The sequence below is a fragment of the Lentzea sp. DG1S-22 genome, from assembly GCF_036321065.1.
Classification (GTDB): Bacteria; Actinomycetota; Actinomycetes; order Mycobacteriales; family Pseudonocardiaceae; genus Lentzea; species Lentzea jiangxiensis.
The window spans coordinates 3,725,577-3,743,551 of sequence record NZ_CP143276.1; the positions used below are offsets into that span (position 1 = coordinate 3,725,577).

Below are 17,975 nucleotides of genomic sequence, written 5' to 3' on the forward strand. Positions count from 1 at the left end.
TCTTGTGGCGCATGAGTGGTTCCTTCCTGTCCGGTCAGGGGGTTGCGGCTTCCAGGGACGTCCACGTGGCGGCCAGCACCTCGTGCAACGCCTTCCACAGCGCACCGGAGGCCGCGAGGACGTCGCCGCTCGCGGGCCAGGTGCCCGGCGTCGGGCCGGTGAGGTCACCGGTGGTCCCGCCCGCCTCCTGGACCAGCAGAACGCCCGCGGCGCAGTCCCAGGGCTGCAGGCCGGGCGCCCACACGGCGTCCGCCCGGCCGGTGGCGACCTGCGCCAGCGCCACGGCCGCACTGCCGCCACGGCGCACATCACGCACCCTCGGCACCAGGGCGTCGATCGTCCGGCCTGCCAGCACGCGCTGGGGCGGGCGCCCGAGGTTGAGCTCCACCAGTGCCCGTGACAGGTCGTGCTGCGCGAGGGCGGTGACCGGCGTGCCGTTCGTGACGCAGCCACCGCCGAGCCGGGCCGCCGTGGTCCTGCCGAGCACCGGCTCGACGACCACACCGGCCAGCAGCGCGTCATCGGCCTCGTTCGCCGCGGCCACGCTGACCGCCCAGTCGGACCGTCCGTAGAGGTAGTTCGTCGTCCCGTCGATCGGGTCGACGATCCAGCGCACGCCTCCCCCGCCGGCGGTGACGCCCATCTCCTCCCCGAGCACGGCGTCGTCAGGGCGGCGACGGGCCAGCACGGCACGGATGGCGTGCTCGGTGTCGCGGTCGGCCTGGCTCACCAGGTCGTCCGAGGCCGCCTTCTCCTCCACCACCAGCGCGCGTCCGCTCCACTCCAGCGCCGTGCGCGCTCCGGCCCCGGCCGCCTCGAGAGCGACCGACAGCAGTGCGTCCAGCTCCTCAGCGGGTCGCACGAGGACCCCCGGACCGCACGGCGCTCCAGGTGGCTTCTCCGACCACGGCGTGGGCGACGGGGACGAGCACGGCGCCCGCCGCGGCGCGGACGCGCCGGGTCCCCGTACCGATCGTGTTCAGGCGCTTGCCGCTGAAGACCAGGTAGGCGGCCATCAACGCGAGCCAGGGCAGCACGGCGAACGCCGGGCGGGGCACGGCCGAAGCGACCAGCGCGGTCCACTGGACCGCCGCGCCGCCGAGCACCACCGCGACACGTCCCCTCGGGACGAGGATCGCCGCGAGGGCGGCCATGCCACCGAGCACCGCCGCGAGGACGGCGTGGCCGACCGGCACGGGCCCGGTGAGCAGCGGTCCGGTCAGCCCTGCCGCCGCACCCGCCAGGACCAGCGCCAGGTTCCACGGCGCTGTCAGCGAGGTCCGGCCGCGCAGCGCGGCCCAGTCGGCGGGATCGCGCTCGGCGGTCCGTGCCGGAAGCCACCGCACCAGGCCCAGCAGGTGCTCCCGCGCCTGTTCCGCGCGAGCGGTCCAGACCAGGCGGCCGTCGTCGATCCTGGCGAACGCCAGCGCCTCCAGCGCCCACCTGCTGGTGACGAACGAGATGCCGAACGCCCACAGCGCCACGGTGGCCGCGACCAGCGCTCCCGGCCGGTCGCCCAGGTCCCCGGCGAGCACCAGCCCGATCATCCCGCGCAGCGCGTACCCGGCGCCCACGACGATCCACAACGCGACGAGCCGCGGCCTCAGCGGCGCGGGCACCTGGCCGGTCCGGCCGGTGCCCGAGCGCAACGCCTCGTAGACGACGGCGATGCCGAACACGCCCACCGTGATGGTCAGGAGCAGACCGCCGAGGCGCAGACCGGGCAGCGCCAGCGCCAGGCAGGCGACGGCCGCCAGCCTCGCCAGAGCCACGACGCAGCTCGCGGTCACGTGCTGCCGGGCGCGGTCGAGAGGCCCCGGCAACCGGCCCCGGTCCTTCTCGCCGGGGTGGTGCTGGTCGGCGACGAAACCGCGGACGTCGTTCCACTGGTAGCGCGCCGGGTACACGAGCAGTTCCAGCGCGATCCACGCCACCAACGCCCGCAACACCGTCTGCCCGTCCCAGTGGCCGCCCGCCAGCACACCCAATGCGAAGGTGGTGGGCATGAGGAGCCCCTTGACCAGATCGCCGGGACGCGGGACGAGCAGGTAGCCCAGCAGCGTCCGGCCGCCCTTCTTCGGTCGCGGCCGCTCGGCGGCACCACCGTCTCTGGGCGTCGGCACGTCGTGGTCGCGGAACGGGGCGGTGTCCACACCGAGCCGCGTGGCCGTCGTGCCCGCCGCGCGAACCCCGTTGCGCCTGTTCACAGCGCCACCACCGCGGTGTCCAGGAGGTGCTCCGCGAGTCCCTGCCAGGACTGCACCACCCGCGGTACCCCGGCCAGGGTCAGAGCCTCGACGCGGTCCGCCCGCTCGTCCTCGGGCACGAACTGCACGATGCCCACCGTGGCGATCCCCGCGGCCACCGCCGAACCCGCACCGGTGACCGAGTCCTCCACCGCGACCGCTTCCTCCGCGCCGATGCCCAGCTGCCGCAGCGCGTGCAGGTACACGGCCGGGTCCGGTTTGCTGGTGGGGACGGGCAGGCTGTCCTCGGCGCTGAAGCGCGCGTCCTCCGGGAGGAACTCGTCCAGCCCACTGGCTCGGATGCAGGCCGAGATGCGGCTCAGCGCGCTGGAGCTCACCACGGCCAGCCGATACCGGCGGGACAGGGCCGCGAGGCAGTCGCGCACGTCCGGCCGTGGTTCCAGAACCCGGCCGAGGTGCGCGGTGACCTCGACCTTCTCCCGCTCGACCCACGCCTCGAGCTCGTCCGGCTCGATGGACACACCCTGGCTGGCGAGGAGGTCCTGGCCGGTGGTGCGGAAGTTCTTCCCGGTGGTGGTGCGGCGCAGGTGCTCCGGGTCGAAGTTCCCGGTGAGGCCGAACGTGGTGGCGAAGTCCCTCGTGACCCCGGCCGACGCGGCGAACGCCGGTTCCTCGGAGGGGAACAGCGTGCCGTCGGCGTCCAACAGCAGCGTGGTGACCCCCGCGAGGTGGGAGGAAGTGGAGCCGGACATGTCTCTCCTGTCGTCAGAGCGGATCAGCGGTTGTCGCGAAGTGACTCGGCGCAGCCTCGGACACCGTCCCGGTCGAGGGCCGTCAGGAACCGGCGCAGATCGGCGACGCAGCCCTCGTCTTCTGCCAGGTCGCCGAAGATGTCGGTGAACCCGAGCAGCGCCGACGGGTCGTCGCCTCCGCACTCGGCGGCGGCGCACAGCTCGTCGGCGCGGGCGTCCTGCACCTCGATCGGCTCGCCGTCGAGGTCCACGCCGCGCAGGTAGCGAAGCCACGCGGCCACGGCGAAGGTCAGCCGCGCCCGCGGACGCCCCTGCGCGCGTGCCTCGTGCAACGAGGGCAGCAGGTAGTCCGGCATCTTCGTCGAACCCCGCCGGCACAACCGGGACAGCCGGTCACCGATGGCCGGGTTGCGGAACCGGTCGAGCAGGGTTCCGCAGTACGCGTCCAGCTCCATGCCGGGAACGTCCGCCGGCAGCAGCGGGGCGATCTCCTCGCGCATCAGCTCCTCGACGAAGCCCGCCACCACCGGATCCGCCATCGCCTCGTCGGTGCTGCAGTGACCCGCCAGGGCACCCACGTAGCCCAGGGCGCAGTGTGCGCCGTTGAGCAGCCTGCCCTTGATCCGCTTGTAGGGCGCCACGTCCGGCACGAAGGACACGCCGACCCGGTCGAGCGGCGGCCGGTCGTTGCAGAAGGAGTCCTCGACCACCCACTGGCTGAACTGCTCGGTGATCACCGGCCACCGGTCGTCGACCAGGAACTCGCGCTCGATCTCCTCGCGGTCCTCCAGCGTCGTCACCGGGGTGATCCGGTCCACCATGCTGCCGGGAAAGGTGACCCTCTCGGTGATCCAGTCCGCGAGAGCGGGATCGCGGCGCCGGGCGAGCGTCATCACCGCGTCGCGCGTCGCGGCGGCGGCGTCCGGCAGGTTGTCGCACGACAGCACCGTGAACGGCGCGTCGTGGGCACGGCGGCGTGCGTCCAGGGCGTCGACCAGCAACCAGAACACCGAGTCGCGCGCCTCGCCCAGGTCGTCGGGCACGCGGTAGCCGTCCGCGGTGATCGTGAGGGTGACCAGCCGGATCTCGGGGTCGATCAACCGTTGCCGCACCGCGTCCGCGCCGTCGGCCAGGAGCAGGTACTCGACCATGCTGCCGACGACTCTCGCCGCACTGGACCGGGAACCGCGCTGCACGACGGTGAAGAGGTTGTCCTGCGCCCTGAGCACGTCCCCCATCTCCGGATGGCTGATACCCACCCCGATGACGCCCCAGCGACTGAACCCCAACCCGGCCAGTTCGTCGAAGTACACCGCCTGATGTGCGCGGTGGAACCCGCCGACGCCGAAGTGGACCACCGCTGGACGCAGCCGTGAGCGGTCGTAGGCGGGGAGGAACAGGCGACCGTTGCGGACGTCCGCCGGTTCGGCGGGAATCGTCGCTGATGGGTTGTTGTCGAGCATGACGATCCTCGCTGAGGTTGGTCGTTGCCACGCCAGCACACCAACGGGTGATGCCGCTCTGTGTTCGCTCACAGAGGGATCGCGTCCGTTGGTCCCGCCCCTTCGGTTCGGGACAGCACTGGCAGTGGTCTCGTGTGGACGTTGTCAAGCTGACTGGCCGCTGACGCACCAGTCTCTGGTTCGGACCGGAGGCGGCACGCTGCTCGACCGTTCCACCGAAGTGACGACTCGACATCTGCTGAACAGATTCCGAGGTCAGGGCCGGGATACCACTCTTCTGAGAGGCCAAACGTTCGATCGAGCCAGGTGTTCTTCCGTCCGAACCGCCCTGTCGCGCACCTGCGAGGTGATGCGCCACAGGGCTGCGTTCGTGCGGTGTCAGCTCACGCGTCGCAGAACGAGCAGCGACCGCGCCGGCAGGGTCAGCTGCCCGGTCGCGGCGACCGGCTTCTCGCTCTCGCCGACCTGGCCGGTCGTCGTGTCGACCACGACAGTCCATTCCGGACCGTACTCGGCGTCGGGCAGCGTCACCTCGATGTCCTCGTGGTGCGCGTTGAAAGCGATCAGGAAGGAATCGTCGACCACCTGCATCCCGCGCGCGTCGAGGTCGGGGATGCCCTCGCCGTTGAGGAAGATGACGATGCACTTGCCGAAGTCGTCCTCCCAGTTCTGCTCGGTCATCTCCTCGCCGGACGGGGTGAACCATGCGATGTCGCGCAGCTCCTCGCCCTTGCGGATGGGCCTGCCCGCGAAGAAGCGCTTGCGCCGGAACACCGGGTGCGCCTTGCGGAACGCGATCACCGCGGAGGTGAACTCGGCGAGTTCGGCGTTGTCGTCGAGCAACGACCAGTCAACCCAGGAAACCTCGTTGTCCTGGCAGTAGGCGTTGTTGTTGCCGTTCTGCGTGCGGGCGAACTCGTCGCCGTGCAGGATCATCGGCACGCCCTGCGACAGCAGCATGGTCGCCATGAGGTTGCGCCGCTGTCGCGCCCGCAGCTCGAGCACCGCGGGGTCGTCGGTCGGGCCTTCGGCCCCGCAGTTCCACGAGCGGTTGTGGCTCTCGCCGTCGCGGTTGTCCTCGCCGTTGGCGTCGTTGTGCTTGTCGTTGTACGACACGAGGTCGTTGAGCGTGAAGCCGTCGTGCGCGGTGACGAAGTTGATCGACGCGTACGGGCGGCGCCCATCGTTCTGGTAGAGGTCCGAGGAGCCTGTGACACGGGAGGCGAACTCGCCCATCGTCGCGGGCTCACCGCGCCAGAAGTCGCGGACCGTGTCGCGGTACTTGCCGTTCCACTCCGTCCAGAGCGGGGGAAGTTGCCGACCTGGTAGCCACCGGGACCGACGTCCCACGGTTCCGCGATCAGCTTCACCTGCGAGACGATCGGGTCCTGCTGCACGACCTCGAAGAACGTCGACAGCCGGTCGACGTCGTAGAACTCGCGGGCCAGGGTGGCGGCGAGGTCGAACCGGAAGCCGTCGACGTGCATCTCGGTGACCCAGTACCGCAGCGAGTCCATGATCAGCTGCAGCGTGTGCGGCGAGCGGACGTTCAGCGAGTTCCCCGTGCCCGTGTAGTCCACGTAGAACTTCGGGTCGTCCTCGACCAGCCGGTAGTACGCCTCGTTGTCGATGCCGCGCATCGATAGTGTCGGCCCGAGGTGGTTACCCTCCGCGGTGTGGTTGTAGACGACGTCGAGGATGACCTCGATGCCCGCGTCGTGCAGGGCGCGGACCATGCCCTTGAACTCCTGCACCTGGTTGTGGGAACCGGCCTGCGAGGCGTAGGCGTCGTGCGGGGCGAAGAACCCGATCGTGTTGTAACCCCAGTAGTTGCCGAGCCCTTTCTCCATCAGGGTGTGGTCATTGATGAACTGGTGCACCGGCATCAGCTCGACCGCCGTCACCCCCAGCCGGGTCAGGTGGTCGATCATGACCGGGTGCGCGAGACCCGCGTAGGTCCCGCGCAACCGCTCAGGGATCTCCGGGTGGGCGATCGTGAGTCCGCGGACGTGGGCCTCGTAGACGACGGTCTCGTGGTAGGGCGTATTCGGCGATCTGTCGTCCGCCCAGTCGAAGAACGGGCTCACCACCACGGACTTCGGCACGAACGCCGCCGAGTCCGCGTCGTTGCGCTCGTCCGGCGAACCGAACCGGTAGTCGAACACCGACTCGTCCCACCGCAGGCCGTCGCTGATGGCCTTGGCGTACGGGTCGATCAGGAGCTTGTTGGGGTTGCAGCGCGGCCCGCGTTCGGGGTCGAACGGCCCGTGGACCCGGTACCCGTACCGCTGACCGGGCCCGACGCCGTGCAGGTATCCGTGGTGGACGAAACCGCTCACCTCGGAGAGGTGAACCCTCGTCTCGGTGCCGTCGTCGTCGAACAGGCACAGTTCGACGCGGTCGGCGACCTCCGAGAACAGAGCGAAGTTGGTGCCGACGCCGTCATAGGTGGCGCCGAGCGGATAGGACGTTCCAGGCCAGGCTTTCACCGGCGAGGTATGCCCACCAATGCCGGGCTCAACCGGGGAAGGAACAGGTTGTGGGTCTCAACGCCCTTCGGGCGGCGAGATCGGCCTTTGCTCGTGCCACTCGCCGGGCGGTTTCTCGTCACCTCCGGCGTCATGGCGCCGTCCCGAATGGGGCTGACCGCCGCTCTCACAGCCGTGCACCGGCGTCGGGTCCTGGTCCGTCCTCCCGATTCGGACTTCAGGTGAGCTTTACCCGGTGCCGGGGCCTTGAACCAGGGCCGCCGGGTCGCGCATGAGGCAGTGGCGTGGAGGTAGCCGACGATCTCCTGACGAAGGAGGGCCGATGGCAGGCGCATGGTTGCTGGGAGAGGGAGCGGAGCGGACGACAGCTCCACGTGCGGTGCTGGTGGCGGTGCGGAACGACCGGACCGCCGGTGCGTCCGGCACGGAGCTGTCGTCGACGGAGCTGCGGCGGTTGGCGGACACGGACGGCCTGGACGTGGTCGACACCGTCGTGCAGTCGCGCGAAGGCCACCTACGTCGGGGCCGGCAAGACCGGTGAGCTCGCCACCGCCGCGAAGCAGGCGCACGCCGACCTCATCATCGCGGACGGCGAGCTCACCGGGCGCCAAGCCCACACGCTCGAAGAGCGCACCGGTGTCCGCGTCCTCGACCGCACCGCCCTGATCCTGGACATCTTCGCCCAGCACGCTCGCAGCAGTGAAGGACGCCTGCAGGTCGAGCTGGCCCAGATCGCCTACCAGTTGCCGCGCTTGCGCGGCCAGGGCGAGGCCCTTTCCAGGGTCGCCGGTGGCGCGGGCATCGGTGGGCGCGGCCCCGGCGAGATGCGCCTGGAGACCCAGCGCCGCACCCTGCGCCGGCGGGCCACCGCGTTGCGTCGACGGGTCGCGGCACTCACCCGCCGCCGGCAGCGCACCCGCGAGCGACGCGCGCGCAACCGCGTCCCCTCGGTGGCGATCATCGGGTACACCAACGCCGGCAAGTCGGCGCTGCTCAACCGCCTGTCCGGCGTCGGCGTCGCCTCAGCGGACGTCCTCTTCACGACGCTCGATCCAACCGTGCGCCGGATCAGCGACGAGGAGGTGACGCTCACCCTCACCGACACGGTCGGCTTCATCCGGCACCTGTCGCACCAGCTCGTCGACGCCTTCGAGTCCACCCTGGAGGAGGTCAGGCAGGCCGACCTGGTCCTGCACGTCGTGGACGCCTCGGCTCCCGACGCCCTGGGCCAGATCACCACGGTCCACGGCGTCCTGCACGAGATCGGCGCGGGAGACGTACCGGAGCAGCTGGTGCTGAACAAGACCGACATCGCGCCCGCCGACTGGGTGTCGGCGCTGCTCCGGTGTCATCCGGACGCCCTCGGGGTCTCCGCGCTCACCGGCGACCACGTCGGTGCGATGCGCAAGCACTTGGCCGACTGGGCGCGGGAGCACACCCGCTGACCGACCTGCGCTCTCCACCGGGCCACTCGCCCCGGACAGCTGGTCGTTCGCGTGGTCAGGCCGGCCCGATACCGGTAACCGGGATGTCGGGCCGGCCGGCCACTCACTCGACGTCGGCGGCGCCCAAGCCGATGCCGTCGTTCGCCGGCGGATCGCTTGGTGGCCGCTTCGACACCTCGACTTCCGTGTCGGTGAGTGGTGCCCCGCTCGCCTCCTCGGCGGCACCACGCTCCGTCTGCTCATTCTCGGCCGGTTCCGTCACGGCACGCTCCTCCCGGGCTCGTCCTTCGTCCGTGCGGCATACCCGGCACAGGCGCGGTGAATCCGGCCCGTGGAAGAGCGCCCCGCCCGGTAGGCCGCCAGCGCGACACGGATCCCAATGTGCGATGAGACGCAATCCGAACACCTGCGGCTCCTGGCGTACCGCGGAAGGTTCCGACTTCGGTGCGGCCTCCTCAGAGTCGATGCTCGGTCTCTCTTCCCCGCTGCCTGCGCTGCTGCAGCTCGATTCCGATGCAACGACCCATGAGCCCGCCGAACAGACCGGCCGCGAGGCCACCCACCAGGGCGGCGGGCAGCAGGTCGACGACAACAGCCGGAACAGCTCCCGCCACCAGCGCTGCGGAGATCCCGCCGATGTTGCCGGCCTTGGCGCTGCTCATGGGCTCTCGCCGCGGCGGCTCGTGGTCGTAGTCCACGCCGACGACAACCTCGTCCTCGTAGTCCTCGTAGTCCTTGACGTCGTCGTAGTCCTCGGCGTCCTCATAGCATTCGATGTCGGCAGGCGAGGAGTCAACGTCGGACTGCCACACCTCTTCCGGAAGGACCACGTAGTACGAGTTGTAGGACGGCTTGGTGTCTTCGGCGAACTCGTCCTCCGCTGTGGAGGACCCGTAGTCGTCGAACGGCAGTCGTTTCGTGGGCATGCCGCTCACCCGCTGTGCGCCGACGACGACACGGTGATGGTCACCTTCTTGCCGGACTTGTGCTTGCTGGTGTGCACCTTCAGCCGCTTCTCCATGTCGGGTGAGGTCTTCACCGTCAGCACGGGCGCGACCGGCGGCTTGGGCTTGCTCGCCTGCTTCTTCTCCTCCTTCTTCTGCTTCTGGATCTTCTTGATCTCGCCCTTCTTCTTCTCGTACTCCTTCTTCGCCCCGGCCAGCTCCTTCTCGGCGTGCTGGACCTTCTTCTTCGCCTCGGTCGCCTCCGACTTCGCCTTCTTCAACGCCTCATCCGCAGGCGAGGGCTTCTTGACGGAAACGGGAGCCGAGGACGACGTGTGCACGACGGCCTCTGCCTTTCCCGTCCCGCTCGCCTGCACTTGGGCGCTTGCGACGACCGGCAGTGCGAGCGGCTGGGGGTTGACGGCGGCCACGGCCGGTTGCGGCACCATCGGCTTCGCCACCACTGGCTGCACCACGCGCGGCGCGGCGGGCTGCGGGGCCGGGCGCGCGGCCACCGGCGCGGGCGCCTCCGCCTGCGGCGCGGGCGCCTCCGCCTGCGGAACGGGTGCCTCCGCCTGCGGAACGGGTGCCTCCGCCTGCGGAACGGGGACCGGTTTCGGTGCCGGGGGCGGTGTGGGCTCCGCCGGCTTCGGGGTGGCGGGAGGCGCGGACTGAGCCGCCTGCCGCTGCTCCGGCTTGGTGTCCTCCGCCGCGAGCACGTTGATCGCCGACGCGCCGATCGCGGCCGTCATCAGTCCCGCGACGCCGTACAGCGCTGCCCGCTTCAGGTTGCTGCCGTTGCCCGACTCTTCCATGACTCCTCGCTTCGGTAGATACCTGACGAGATGGTCACACCGGCCGGTGCAAAACGGGTGCGAGGGGAATGAATCGCTGCTGGACACCTCCTCCCTACCGTCGCCCACAGAGAGGTGACGGAGGTGACCGAATGCTGTTCCGCGTACTGGGGCCGCTCGAAGTCGTCCACCTGGACGGCCGCAAGGCCGACATACCGGCCGGGGCGTCGGAACACGTCCTGACCACGTTGTTGTTGCGCCCCAACACCTGGGTGAGTGCCGACAGCCTCGCTGAGACCGTGTGGCCCGACCGGACCTCCACATCTCCGGCCAAGGAGTTGTGGCCGTACGTGCACGACCTGTGTCGGCGCACACCGCTTTTCGGCGAAACGTCGGCGCGGATCGAAAGCATGGGCGGCAGGTACCGGCTCAACATCGGCGAGGGCGAACTCGACAGCGTCGTGTTCGAACAGCTGGTCCACGACGGGCGCGCGTTGCTGTCCACTGACCCGGCATCGGCCGCCCACTGCTTCCGCGCCGCGGCCGACCTGTGGCGCGGCGCGCCGTTCTCCTCGCTGACCACCTACCACAGCCGGACCGAGGCGGACCGGCTGACGCGGTTGCGGTGGGCGGCGCTGGACCACCTCGTGGACGCGCTGATGGCGTTGGACCACACCGCCAGCTCGGTGACGCTGCTCCAGGCGCTCACCGCGGAGGACCCGAAACGGGAACGCACCTGGCTGCGCCTGGTCGAGGTGCTGACCCACGCCGGTCGGCCGCTCGAGGCCGCGGCGGCGTCGCGCAAGGCGGCCCGCGAGGTCGGCGCACCGATGCCGTGGGGTGCGCGATGAACAGCGGAGACGACTTCGACCTCATCGGCACGGGCCCCGCGGCCACGGTCTACGGCGGCCTGTACCTGGCGCTGAAAGCGTATCCGCCAGTCGATGAGGATGTGCTCGACTCGTTCAGGCGCGAACAGGAGGCTCTGGCCCCGTTGTGCGGCGAAGCGCCGATTCTGCCGGTCGACGACGTGGTGCGGCTGGGAGACGGCAAGCCCGCGGTGCAGATGGAGCTGTGCTCGGCATCGCTGGCGGGACTGGTGGCGGACAGCGGGGCGCTGCTCCCCGCCGACGCGCTGAGGGTGGGCCACGCGGTCGCCACGGCCGTAGCCGCGGCGCACCGCGTCGGTGTCGTCCACGGTGGACTGACACCGCACAACGTGCTGTTCCACCCGTCCGGCGCACCGGTGGTGGCGGACTTCGGCACGTCTCTGCGTCGCGCGTTCCCGCCGGCCGCGACCAGGTACACCGCCCCGGAAACCCGGCACGACGGCACGATGGACGAACGATCCGACCTGTACGGGATCGGCGGTGTGCTGCACCTCGCTCTGACGGGTGCCCCGCCGGACGACGGGGCACCGTGGCCGGACGTCCCGGCCGACCTGGCGAAGCTGGTCCGGCGCCTGCTCGCCGAGGACCCCGCTGACCGCCCGTCGACGGTCGAGGTCGTGGTCCGGCAGCTCACCGAGCTGCTGGCACCGCAGAGCGAACCGGTCCCACCGGAGCATGCTGCGCCGGAACCCGAGGCGGGCGATGCCCCCACGCCCGAGCAGCGCGGGCGGCTGCGCGCCCGGACGGTGGTCATCGGGGTCGTTGCCGCCGCCACGGCTCTCGTCATGGTGCCGGTTCTCGTGGACGGCAAGCCGGCCGCACCGCGGTCGGCGGCGTCCACCACCTCGGTCGCGGCGAGCTCGGCCACCGCGCCGGTCACGCTCACGCTCGGCGATCCGGTCGACGGCGGGGCGCACGTCGACCTGACCTGGCAAGCCCCGGACGGCTTCACCTTCGCCGTCGTCGTGGCGGCGGAGAACCAGAACCCACAGGTGTTGATGGCCCACAACCGCTCGATGCGCGTCCCGGTGGACGGCGCGGGCAAGTACTGCTTCCTCGTCCAAGCCACCGATGGCAAGCGCGTGCTGGAAACCGCGCCCAAGTCCATCCGCGGGGCGCGCTGCAAGACCTGACCCGCTGTGTCATCAAATCCTCATGGTCCCCCTGCGACAGTTCGAACCGTGATGGCAGGGGAGACCGGAGGTGCGAAGGTGCTGTTGCGCGTGCTGGGGCCACTGGAGACACGGGTGCCGGGTGAGGACGGGCCGCGGCGGGTCGCGCGCAAGCCCGCCGCGCTGCTGGCCAGGCTGCTGCTGAACAGGGGCGAATGGGTGGACTGCGGCCGGCTGGTCGAGGCGATCTGGCCGGACCGGGTGCCGCCGCGCTCGGCGCTGTCGAACATCAAGAGCTACGTCTGGCAGCTCCGCCGCGATCTCCTCCCCGCACACGACCGCGGCCCGACGATCGAGGCACGGGCGGGCGCGTACCGGCTGTGCGCGGACCCCGCCGAGGTGGACGTCGAGTGTTTCCGGCGCCGCACCGCGGACGGGCGGACCGCCATGGCGCGAGGAGACGCGACTGACGCGGTGCGCCACCTGGAGGCCGCGGCCGCGCTGTGGCGGGGAACGCCCTTCGCCGAGCTGCCGGACGAGGTCGTGGCACCGGTGGTGGCGGAGTTGGAGGAACTGCGCTGGGAGGTCCGCGAGACCCTGGCCGACGCGTTGACCGCCGTGCGGCGCCACCGCGAGGCGATCGCGCTGCTGCGCGACCTGACGGCCGCGGACCCGCTGCGCGAAGGGCCGTGGGCGCGGTTGGTGATGACCCTCGTCCGGGCGGGCCGCCGCAGCGAGGCGTTGGCGACGTACGACGACGCGCGGCGCGTGCTCGCCGATGAACTGGGCGTCGACCCTGGTCGAGCGCTCGTGGAAGCCCACAGGCACGCTCTCGCGGAGCCGGCCGCCCTGCGCGTCCGGTGCGATCTCCCGAGGAACGTGCCCGACTTCACCGGTCGCTCCCTCGAAACGGCGAGGCTGACCGAGCTGAGCCGGTCGGCCACGACCACCGTGCCGGTGGTCGTGGTCGACGGGATGCCGGGTGTCGGGAAGTCCGCGTTCGCGGTGCACGTCGCCCATCGGATCGCCGGGGAGTTCCCGGACGGACAGCTGTTCGTCGACCTCGCACCCGATGGCGAACCACTCGGCGCGGACGTGCTGCTGGCGCGGCTGCTGCGTAGCACGGGGGTGCGCGACATCCCGGAGGCTGTCGCGGAACGGGCGGCGGCCTGGCGCGCACATCTGGCTGGGCGGCGTGTGCTGCTGGTCCTGGACGACGCGTCGAGCAGCGACCAGGTCCGCCCGCTGCTGCCCGGCAGCGCCGGCTGCATGGTCCTGATCACCGCCCGCACCCGTGTGCTTCACCTGGACGCGATCGAACCGGTGACGCTGACACCTCTGCCCGCGGCGCAGACCGCCGCCTTGTTCCGCTCCTGCACCGGGGCGTCCGCCGACGACGTCGTGCGGGAGGTGGTCCGCCGGACCGGGGGTCTGCCCGCCGCGGTGCGGGCGGCCACAGCCCTTTACCGCACACGTCCACAGTGGACCTCGGAGCAGTTCGTCACACGTCTCCGGGAGGAGACCACCCGCACCGCGATCACGTTGGTCGAGCCGGCCTACCGCGAGCTGGACGACCACCAGCGCCGTCTGCTGCACGCGGTCGCCGCCGAGCGGGACTGCGGACTGAGCGACCGCGAGACCGGCCGCGTCCTGGAGCACCTGGTCGACCACCACCTGGTCGTGGCACAGTCGCCGGGCCGCTACGCGGTCCACCCCGTGGTGCGCGACTACGCCCGCCACGTGACGCCGGCACTGCGGCAACTCACCGCGGTATGACCGTCCACGATGGGCTTCGACTACCGGGGAGCGCAAGTCCTCACCGTGGTGGCAGGTGAGTGAGCGGCTTCGGCCAGAGAACCGCGGACGTGGCGTGGACGGTCCACAGTGGAAGTCAGGAACAGCGGTAGCCGAAACCGCGCACGGTCTTCACCACCGCAGGAGGGCCGAGTTTGCGGCGCAGTGCGGTGATCACGAAGTCCAGCACGTTCGACGTCGGCGGCACCTCGGGGTCCCAGGCGGCCGCGATCAGGTCGTCGCGGCGCACCAGGTGCCCGCTCGCGGCCACCAGGCGTTCCAGCACCGTGAACTCCTTGACCGTGAGGCTCAGCGCCCTGCCCGCACGGGTGGCGGTGCGCCTGCCGAGGTCCAGCTCCAGATCGCCGTGCCTCAACACCGGCGGCGGTGCGACCGCGGTGAGGCGGCACAGGCTGCGCACCCGCGCGATCAGCTCCGGCATGGCGAACGGCTTGACCAGGTAGTCGTCGCCGTAGGGCAGCCCTTCGACCGGGTTGTCGATACCGGTCAGGAACAGCACGGGGGCGTCCCAGCCGTCCAGGCGGCGGTGCTTCACGTAGTGCAACGCGTCGCCGGACGGCAGGACGCGGTCGAAGACCACGCAGTCGTAGGCGTTCACGAACAGCGCCTCGTCGGCCGCGGGCAGGTCGGTGGCGATGTCGACGGCGAAACCCGCGCCGCGCAGTGAGGTTTCCACGGCGAGACGGGTCTCGTCGTGGTCTTCGGTCACCAGTACTCGCACAGTGACCGAAGGTAGCGGATCAGCCGGCGTGGTCGAGCAACCAGCCGCGGTCGGCGGCCTTGGCGCCTGCCTGGAACCGGCTGCGCGCCCCCAGCCGGTCCATCAGCTGGGACACCGTGCGGCGCACCGTGCGCACCGAGATGTTGAGCCGCGCCGCGGCCGCCTCGTCGGTGCAGCCCGCGAACAGCAGCGTGAGCAACTCCCGTTCCCGGTCGGTCACCTCCCCCGCGGACGCCACCGCCGCGGTCAGCGGCACCGCGGCCTGCCACACCCGCTCGAAGAGCTCGACCGTGGTCGTGACGACGCTGGCCAGCTCGAACGCGGCGACCGAGTCGCGGCGACCGGCGGGCAGCACGGTCAGCGCGCGGTCGACGATCAGCGCGTCCAGCGGGACCTTCGGCATGGTCCGGATCTCGGCTCCCGCCAGTGCGAGCGCTCCCAGCTTGGCCGAGATGCCGTGCGCGGTGCGGGCGCGGTCTGGCACCAGGACCCGGTAGCGCACGCCACGGCGCAGGTTGTCCTGGTCGACTCGGCGGAACACGATCGACCGGCCGGTCAGCGAGGCCGCGATCATCACCTCGCCGGTGGCGGAGGCCAGCTTCGCTTCCACGCCGGCACCGGCCGGCGAGTCCGGGCGCAACAGAGACAGCGTGTTCACAGGGATCCCCCTTCAACGGGCAAGGTGGCGGCGACCGCACTCGCGTGCCGTCCGACGAGTCGTTCCAGGCGCACGCCGTGACGCGCGCCGACGTGCGAGAGTTCGGCTGCCGCGCTGGTGATCGCGGCGTGGGTGGTGGCGGCTGCCCGGAGGACGGCCCCGCCCCCGGGACCGGTCGTCACGGCCGGTGCCGCGCCGAGCAGCTCGCGTGGCAACGGCCACTTGGCGCTGCCGGTGTCGCTGAACCCGGCGAGCCGGAAACCGGACCGCACGACGGCCGACCCGTTCACCAGGTGGTGGTCCACGAGGTTCTCCAGGAGCGCGCGGGCGTCCCGCCGGTCGACGCCGAGCTGGTGGGCCGCGACCGCCTCCGCGCACCTGCCCGCCACCGCGTCCCGCAGCGCTCCGGTGACCGCGAGGGGGTCGCCGACGCGGCTGCCGTCGCCGAACGGCGGCAGCACGCACCTGAGCCGGTACACGTACGTCTTCCGGTTCGCCTTCGCCGCCGCGGGCACGGCATGTTCCGGCCACGTCGCGCGGACGAGCTCGTCGGTGCGCACCCGGGCGTTAGGGTGCAGCAGGAGCACCCCCAGCACCGTTCCCGCCTTGCGGGTGCCGAAGTCGACGACCGCGCCGGTGGAGGAGTGCGATCCGAGTGGGCCGAGCACGTGGAAGATCATCGGTGTCACAGTGCCAACCATCTCCGTGACCACATGAGGATTTGATGACACGACCGGTGGGAGGGGTTCCTCCGCGCGTGCTGCTCGTCGAGGACTACGAGGACACGCGTGTCGCCCTCGTGGTCGAGCTGCAGGCCGCCGGCTTCGACGTCGACGACGCGGAGGACATCGCGGGCGCCGACAGGGCGTTGCGGAGCAACGACTACGACTGCGTCGTCTTCGACCGGCTGCTGCCCGACGGCGACTCGATCACGTACGTGCACCGCCGTCGCCGCGAGGGCTGGGCCACACCCGTGCTGTTCCTGACCCAGCTGGACGGCGTCGCCGACCGGGTCGCGGGGTTCGACCACGGGGGCGACGACTACGTGGCCAAGCCGTGCGACATGGCCGTGGTGACCGCGCGCGTCCGGGCGATGTGCCGCCGGGCGGGGCGTGCCCGTCCGTCGGTGCTGCGCCACGCGGACCTCGAGGTCGACTGCGCGCGCAGCGAGGCGCGCCGGGGTGGGGCGCTGCTGGCCCTCAGCCTCAAGGAGTTCGCCGTGCTCGAGCACCTGATCTCGCGGGCGGGCACGACCGTCACCAGATCCGCACTGATCGAGCACTGCTGGGACACCAGCACGGATCCGATGTCCAACGTGGTCGACAAGGTCGTGAAGCGGCTGCGGCGCAAGCTGCTCGAACCGGAGCTCATCCACACCGTGCGCGGGGTGGGTTTCCGGCTGGAGGCCCAGTGATGATCACCGGGGCCGCTGCACGGCTGCGCGACCTGAGGTGGTTGCTCACCGGGCTCTTCACTGCGCTGAACGCCACGGGGGTGCTGTTGGTCGCATGGCTCATGCTCGACCTCGACGCGCAGAAGGGTGAGCAGGCGCTCGACGCCGACCTGGGAAGAGTGCCCCCGCTGGTGGCGCGGCAGCTCGAGCTCACCGATGGCAGGCTCGACACGAGCGGCCTCTTCGGCGACTCGATCACGGTCGAGTGCCCGCAGTTCGCGGTGCTGCCCGCCGGTGACGGCCGGTTCGAGCCCTATCTGAGCGGCGCGTCCTGCGTGGAAGTCGATTTCGCCGTGCTCAGCGAGCTCGCGGCTGACGCGGTGCGTGCGCGCGTACCTCAGAGCGCCTATGTGCGCGCGGTGGACGGCAAGCTCGTGCGGGCCTACGCCCAGCCGTTCACCAGCGCGGACGGGCCGTACGTCGGTGCCGTCGTCGCGCAGGCGGACGCGCAGCAGGAGAAGGACCGCCGCGACCGGCGGGTGCTGTTGGTGGCGCTGGGCTGCGTGGTCCTCGTCGCCGCGCTCGGCGGCACCGGCCACTTCCTCTCCGGACTCGCGATCAAACCCGCGGCGCACGCACTGGACCAGCACGAGGAGATGCTCAACGGCATCGCGCACGACCTGAGGAGACCGGTCACCGGACTGCGGGCGCTCGCGGACACGGCGATGCGCAATCCCGACAGCATGGGCACGGTGCTTCCGCGCATCATGCGCCTGTCCAAGTGGATGGGCGGGATCGTGGGCACTCAACTCATGCACGCCAAGTTCGAGGCCGGTGTGCAGCAGCTGAACATCCAGTCGGTACAGCTCGACCAGTTCGTCTCCGCCGTGGTCGAGGACGTTCCCGCGGAGGGCGCCCGCATCACCTTCACGGCCGTGCCGACCAGGGTGGACGCCGACCCGGTCATGATCGGGCGCGCCGTCGAGAACCTGATCGGCAACGCCATCCAGCACGGCCACCTGCCCGGCACCGCCCCGGTCGTGCACGTGAGCGTCGGCGACGGCCGGGTCGTGGTCGCCGACGAGGGGCCGGGTCTCGACCAGGCGGCCGCGCAGCGGGCGTTGCAGCGGTTCACCAGCAGCGGCGGGTCGACGGGACTGGGTCTCTACCTCGTGCAGCGGATCGTGCACGCGCACGGCGGCACGCTCGGCATCTACCGGTCCGAGACGGGCGGGGCGATTTTCGAGATCGCGCTGCCCTCCGGACGGCAGTGAATGTACCGATCCCGGATG

The 17,975-nt window shown here is 71.0% G+C and carries 16 protein-coding genes and 1 pseudogene; 6 read left to right on the forward strand and 11 right to left on the reverse strand.

What is annotated here, in order from left to right; genetic code table 11:
* Window positions 1-34: 34 nt before the first annotated feature.
* The 5 genes and pseudogenes from V1227_RS16490 to glgX form a co-directional block, all read right to left on the reverse strand.
* On the reverse strand, window positions 35-862 hold the full coding sequence (locus V1227_RS16490) for an inositol monophosphatase family protein (RefSeq protein ID WP_329793454.1): 828 nt from the start codon (window positions 860-862) through the stop codon (window positions 35-37).
* Complete coding sequence (locus tag V1227_RS16495) at window positions 849-2,207, reverse strand: hypothetical protein (RefSeq protein WP_329793456.1); 1,359 nt, start codon at window positions 2,205-2,207, stop codon at window positions 849-851. Before V1227_RS16495 ends, V1227_RS16490 begins: the two co-directional genes overlap by 14 nt.
* Complete coding sequence (locus tag V1227_RS16500; RefSeq protein WP_329793457.1) at window positions 2,204-2,959, reverse strand: HAD family hydrolase; 756 nt, start codon at window positions 2,957-2,959, stop codon at window positions 2,204-2,206. Before V1227_RS16500 ends, V1227_RS16495 begins: the two co-directional genes overlap by 4 nt.
* Before the next feature lie 23 nt (window positions 2,960-2,982).
* Window positions 2,983-4,422 (reverse strand): mannitol dehydrogenase family protein, encoded by a 1,440-nt coding sequence (locus tag V1227_RS16505; protein WP_329793458.1) that lies wholly within the window; start codon window positions 4,420-4,422, stop codon window positions 2,983-2,985.
* Between the two features lie 378 nt (window positions 4,423-4,800).
* Window positions 4,801-6,911: pseudogene (gene glgX / locus V1227_RS16510) on the reverse strand (glycogen debranching protein GlgX).
* 413 nt (window positions 6,912-7,324) lie between these two features.
* Here glgX and hflX point away from each other — a divergent pair.
* Complete coding sequence (hflX, locus tag V1227_RS16515) at window positions 7,325-8,356, forward strand: GTPase HflX (protein ID WP_329793459.1); 1,032 nt, start codon at window positions 7,325-7,327, stop codon at window positions 8,354-8,356.
* Window positions 8,357-8,459: 103 nt separating this feature from the next.
* Here hflX and V1227_RS16520 read toward each other — a convergent pair whose 3' ends face one another.
* From V1227_RS16520 to V1227_RS16530, 3 genes are all read right to left on the reverse strand, one after another.
* Window positions 8,460-8,618: a hypothetical protein gene (locus V1227_RS16520; protein ID WP_329793460.1), complete on the reverse strand. Its 159-nt coding sequence runs from the start codon at window positions 8,616-8,618 to the stop codon at window positions 8,460-8,462.
* A gap of 193 nt (window positions 8,619-8,811) precedes the next feature.
* Window positions 8,812-9,282, reverse strand: coding sequence for a hypothetical protein (locus tag V1227_RS16525; RefSeq protein WP_329793461.1), 471 nt, complete (start codon window positions 9,280-9,282; stop codon window positions 8,812-8,814).
* 5 nt (window positions 9,283-9,287) lie between these two features.
* Window positions 9,288-10,115, reverse strand: a complete 828-nt coding sequence (locus tag V1227_RS16530; RefSeq protein ID WP_329793462.1) for a hypothetical protein — start codon at window positions 10,113-10,115, stop codon at window positions 9,288-9,290.
* Between the two features lie 131 nt (window positions 10,116-10,246).
* Between V1227_RS16530 and V1227_RS16535 the strand changes: the two genes are divergently transcribed.
* The 3 genes from V1227_RS16535 (at window position 10,247) to V1227_RS16545 (ending at window position 13,872) form a co-directional block, all read left to right on the forward strand.
* Entirely contained in the window at window positions 10,247-10,945 is a 699-nt protein-coding gene (locus V1227_RS16535) for an AfsR/SARP family transcriptional regulator (RefSeq protein WP_329793463.1), read from the forward strand.
* Entirely contained in the window at window positions 10,942-12,117 is a 1,176-nt protein-coding gene (locus V1227_RS16540; RefSeq protein WP_329793464.1) for a protein kinase domain-containing protein, read from the forward strand. The genes V1227_RS16535 and V1227_RS16540 overlap by 4 nt, the downstream gene beginning before the upstream one ends.
* Window positions 12,118-12,195: 78 nt before the next feature.
* Window positions 12,196-13,872, forward strand: a complete 1,677-nt coding sequence (locus V1227_RS16545; RefSeq protein ID WP_329793466.1) for an AfsR/SARP family transcriptional regulator — start codon at window positions 12,196-12,198, stop codon at window positions 13,870-13,872.
* 115 nt (window positions 13,873-13,987) lie between these two features.
* Here the strand turns inward: V1227_RS16545 and V1227_RS16550 are convergent, their stop codons facing one another.
* From V1227_RS16550 to V1227_RS16560, 3 genes are read right to left on the reverse strand one after another with little or no spacing between them, the layout of a single operon-like run.
* Window positions 13,988-14,632, reverse strand: a complete 645-nt coding sequence (locus V1227_RS16550; protein WP_329793467.1) for a response regulator transcription factor — start codon at window positions 14,630-14,632, stop codon at window positions 13,988-13,990.
* A 19-nt stretch (window positions 14,633-14,651) separates the two neighbouring features.
* A complete protein-coding gene (locus V1227_RS16555; protein WP_329793468.1) occupies window positions 14,652-15,290 on the reverse strand; it encodes a helix-turn-helix transcriptional regulator in 639 nt (212 codons plus the stop codon).
* Complete coding sequence (locus V1227_RS16560; protein WP_329793469.1) at window positions 15,287-15,970, reverse strand: AfsR/SARP family transcriptional regulator; 684 nt, start codon at window positions 15,968-15,970, stop codon at window positions 15,287-15,289. The genes V1227_RS16555 and V1227_RS16560 overlap by 4 nt, the downstream gene beginning before the upstream one ends.
* Before the next feature lie 44 nt (window positions 15,971-16,014).
* On the opposite strand from V1227_RS16560, the gene V1227_RS16565 reads away from it, so the two are divergent.
* Together V1227_RS16565 and V1227_RS16570 are read left to right on the forward strand one after the other, a co-directional pair.
* Window positions 16,015-16,704: a response regulator transcription factor gene (locus V1227_RS16565; protein WP_329793470.1), complete on the forward strand. Its 690-nt coding sequence runs from the start codon at window positions 16,015-16,017 to the stop codon at window positions 16,702-16,704.
* Window positions 16,704-17,957 (forward strand): sensor histidine kinase, encoded by a 1,254-nt coding sequence (locus tag V1227_RS16570; RefSeq protein WP_329793471.1) that lies wholly within the window; start codon window positions 16,704-16,706, stop codon window positions 17,955-17,957. Before V1227_RS16565 ends, V1227_RS16570 begins: the two co-directional genes overlap by 1 nt.
* Window positions 17,958-17,975: the final 18 nt, after the last annotated feature.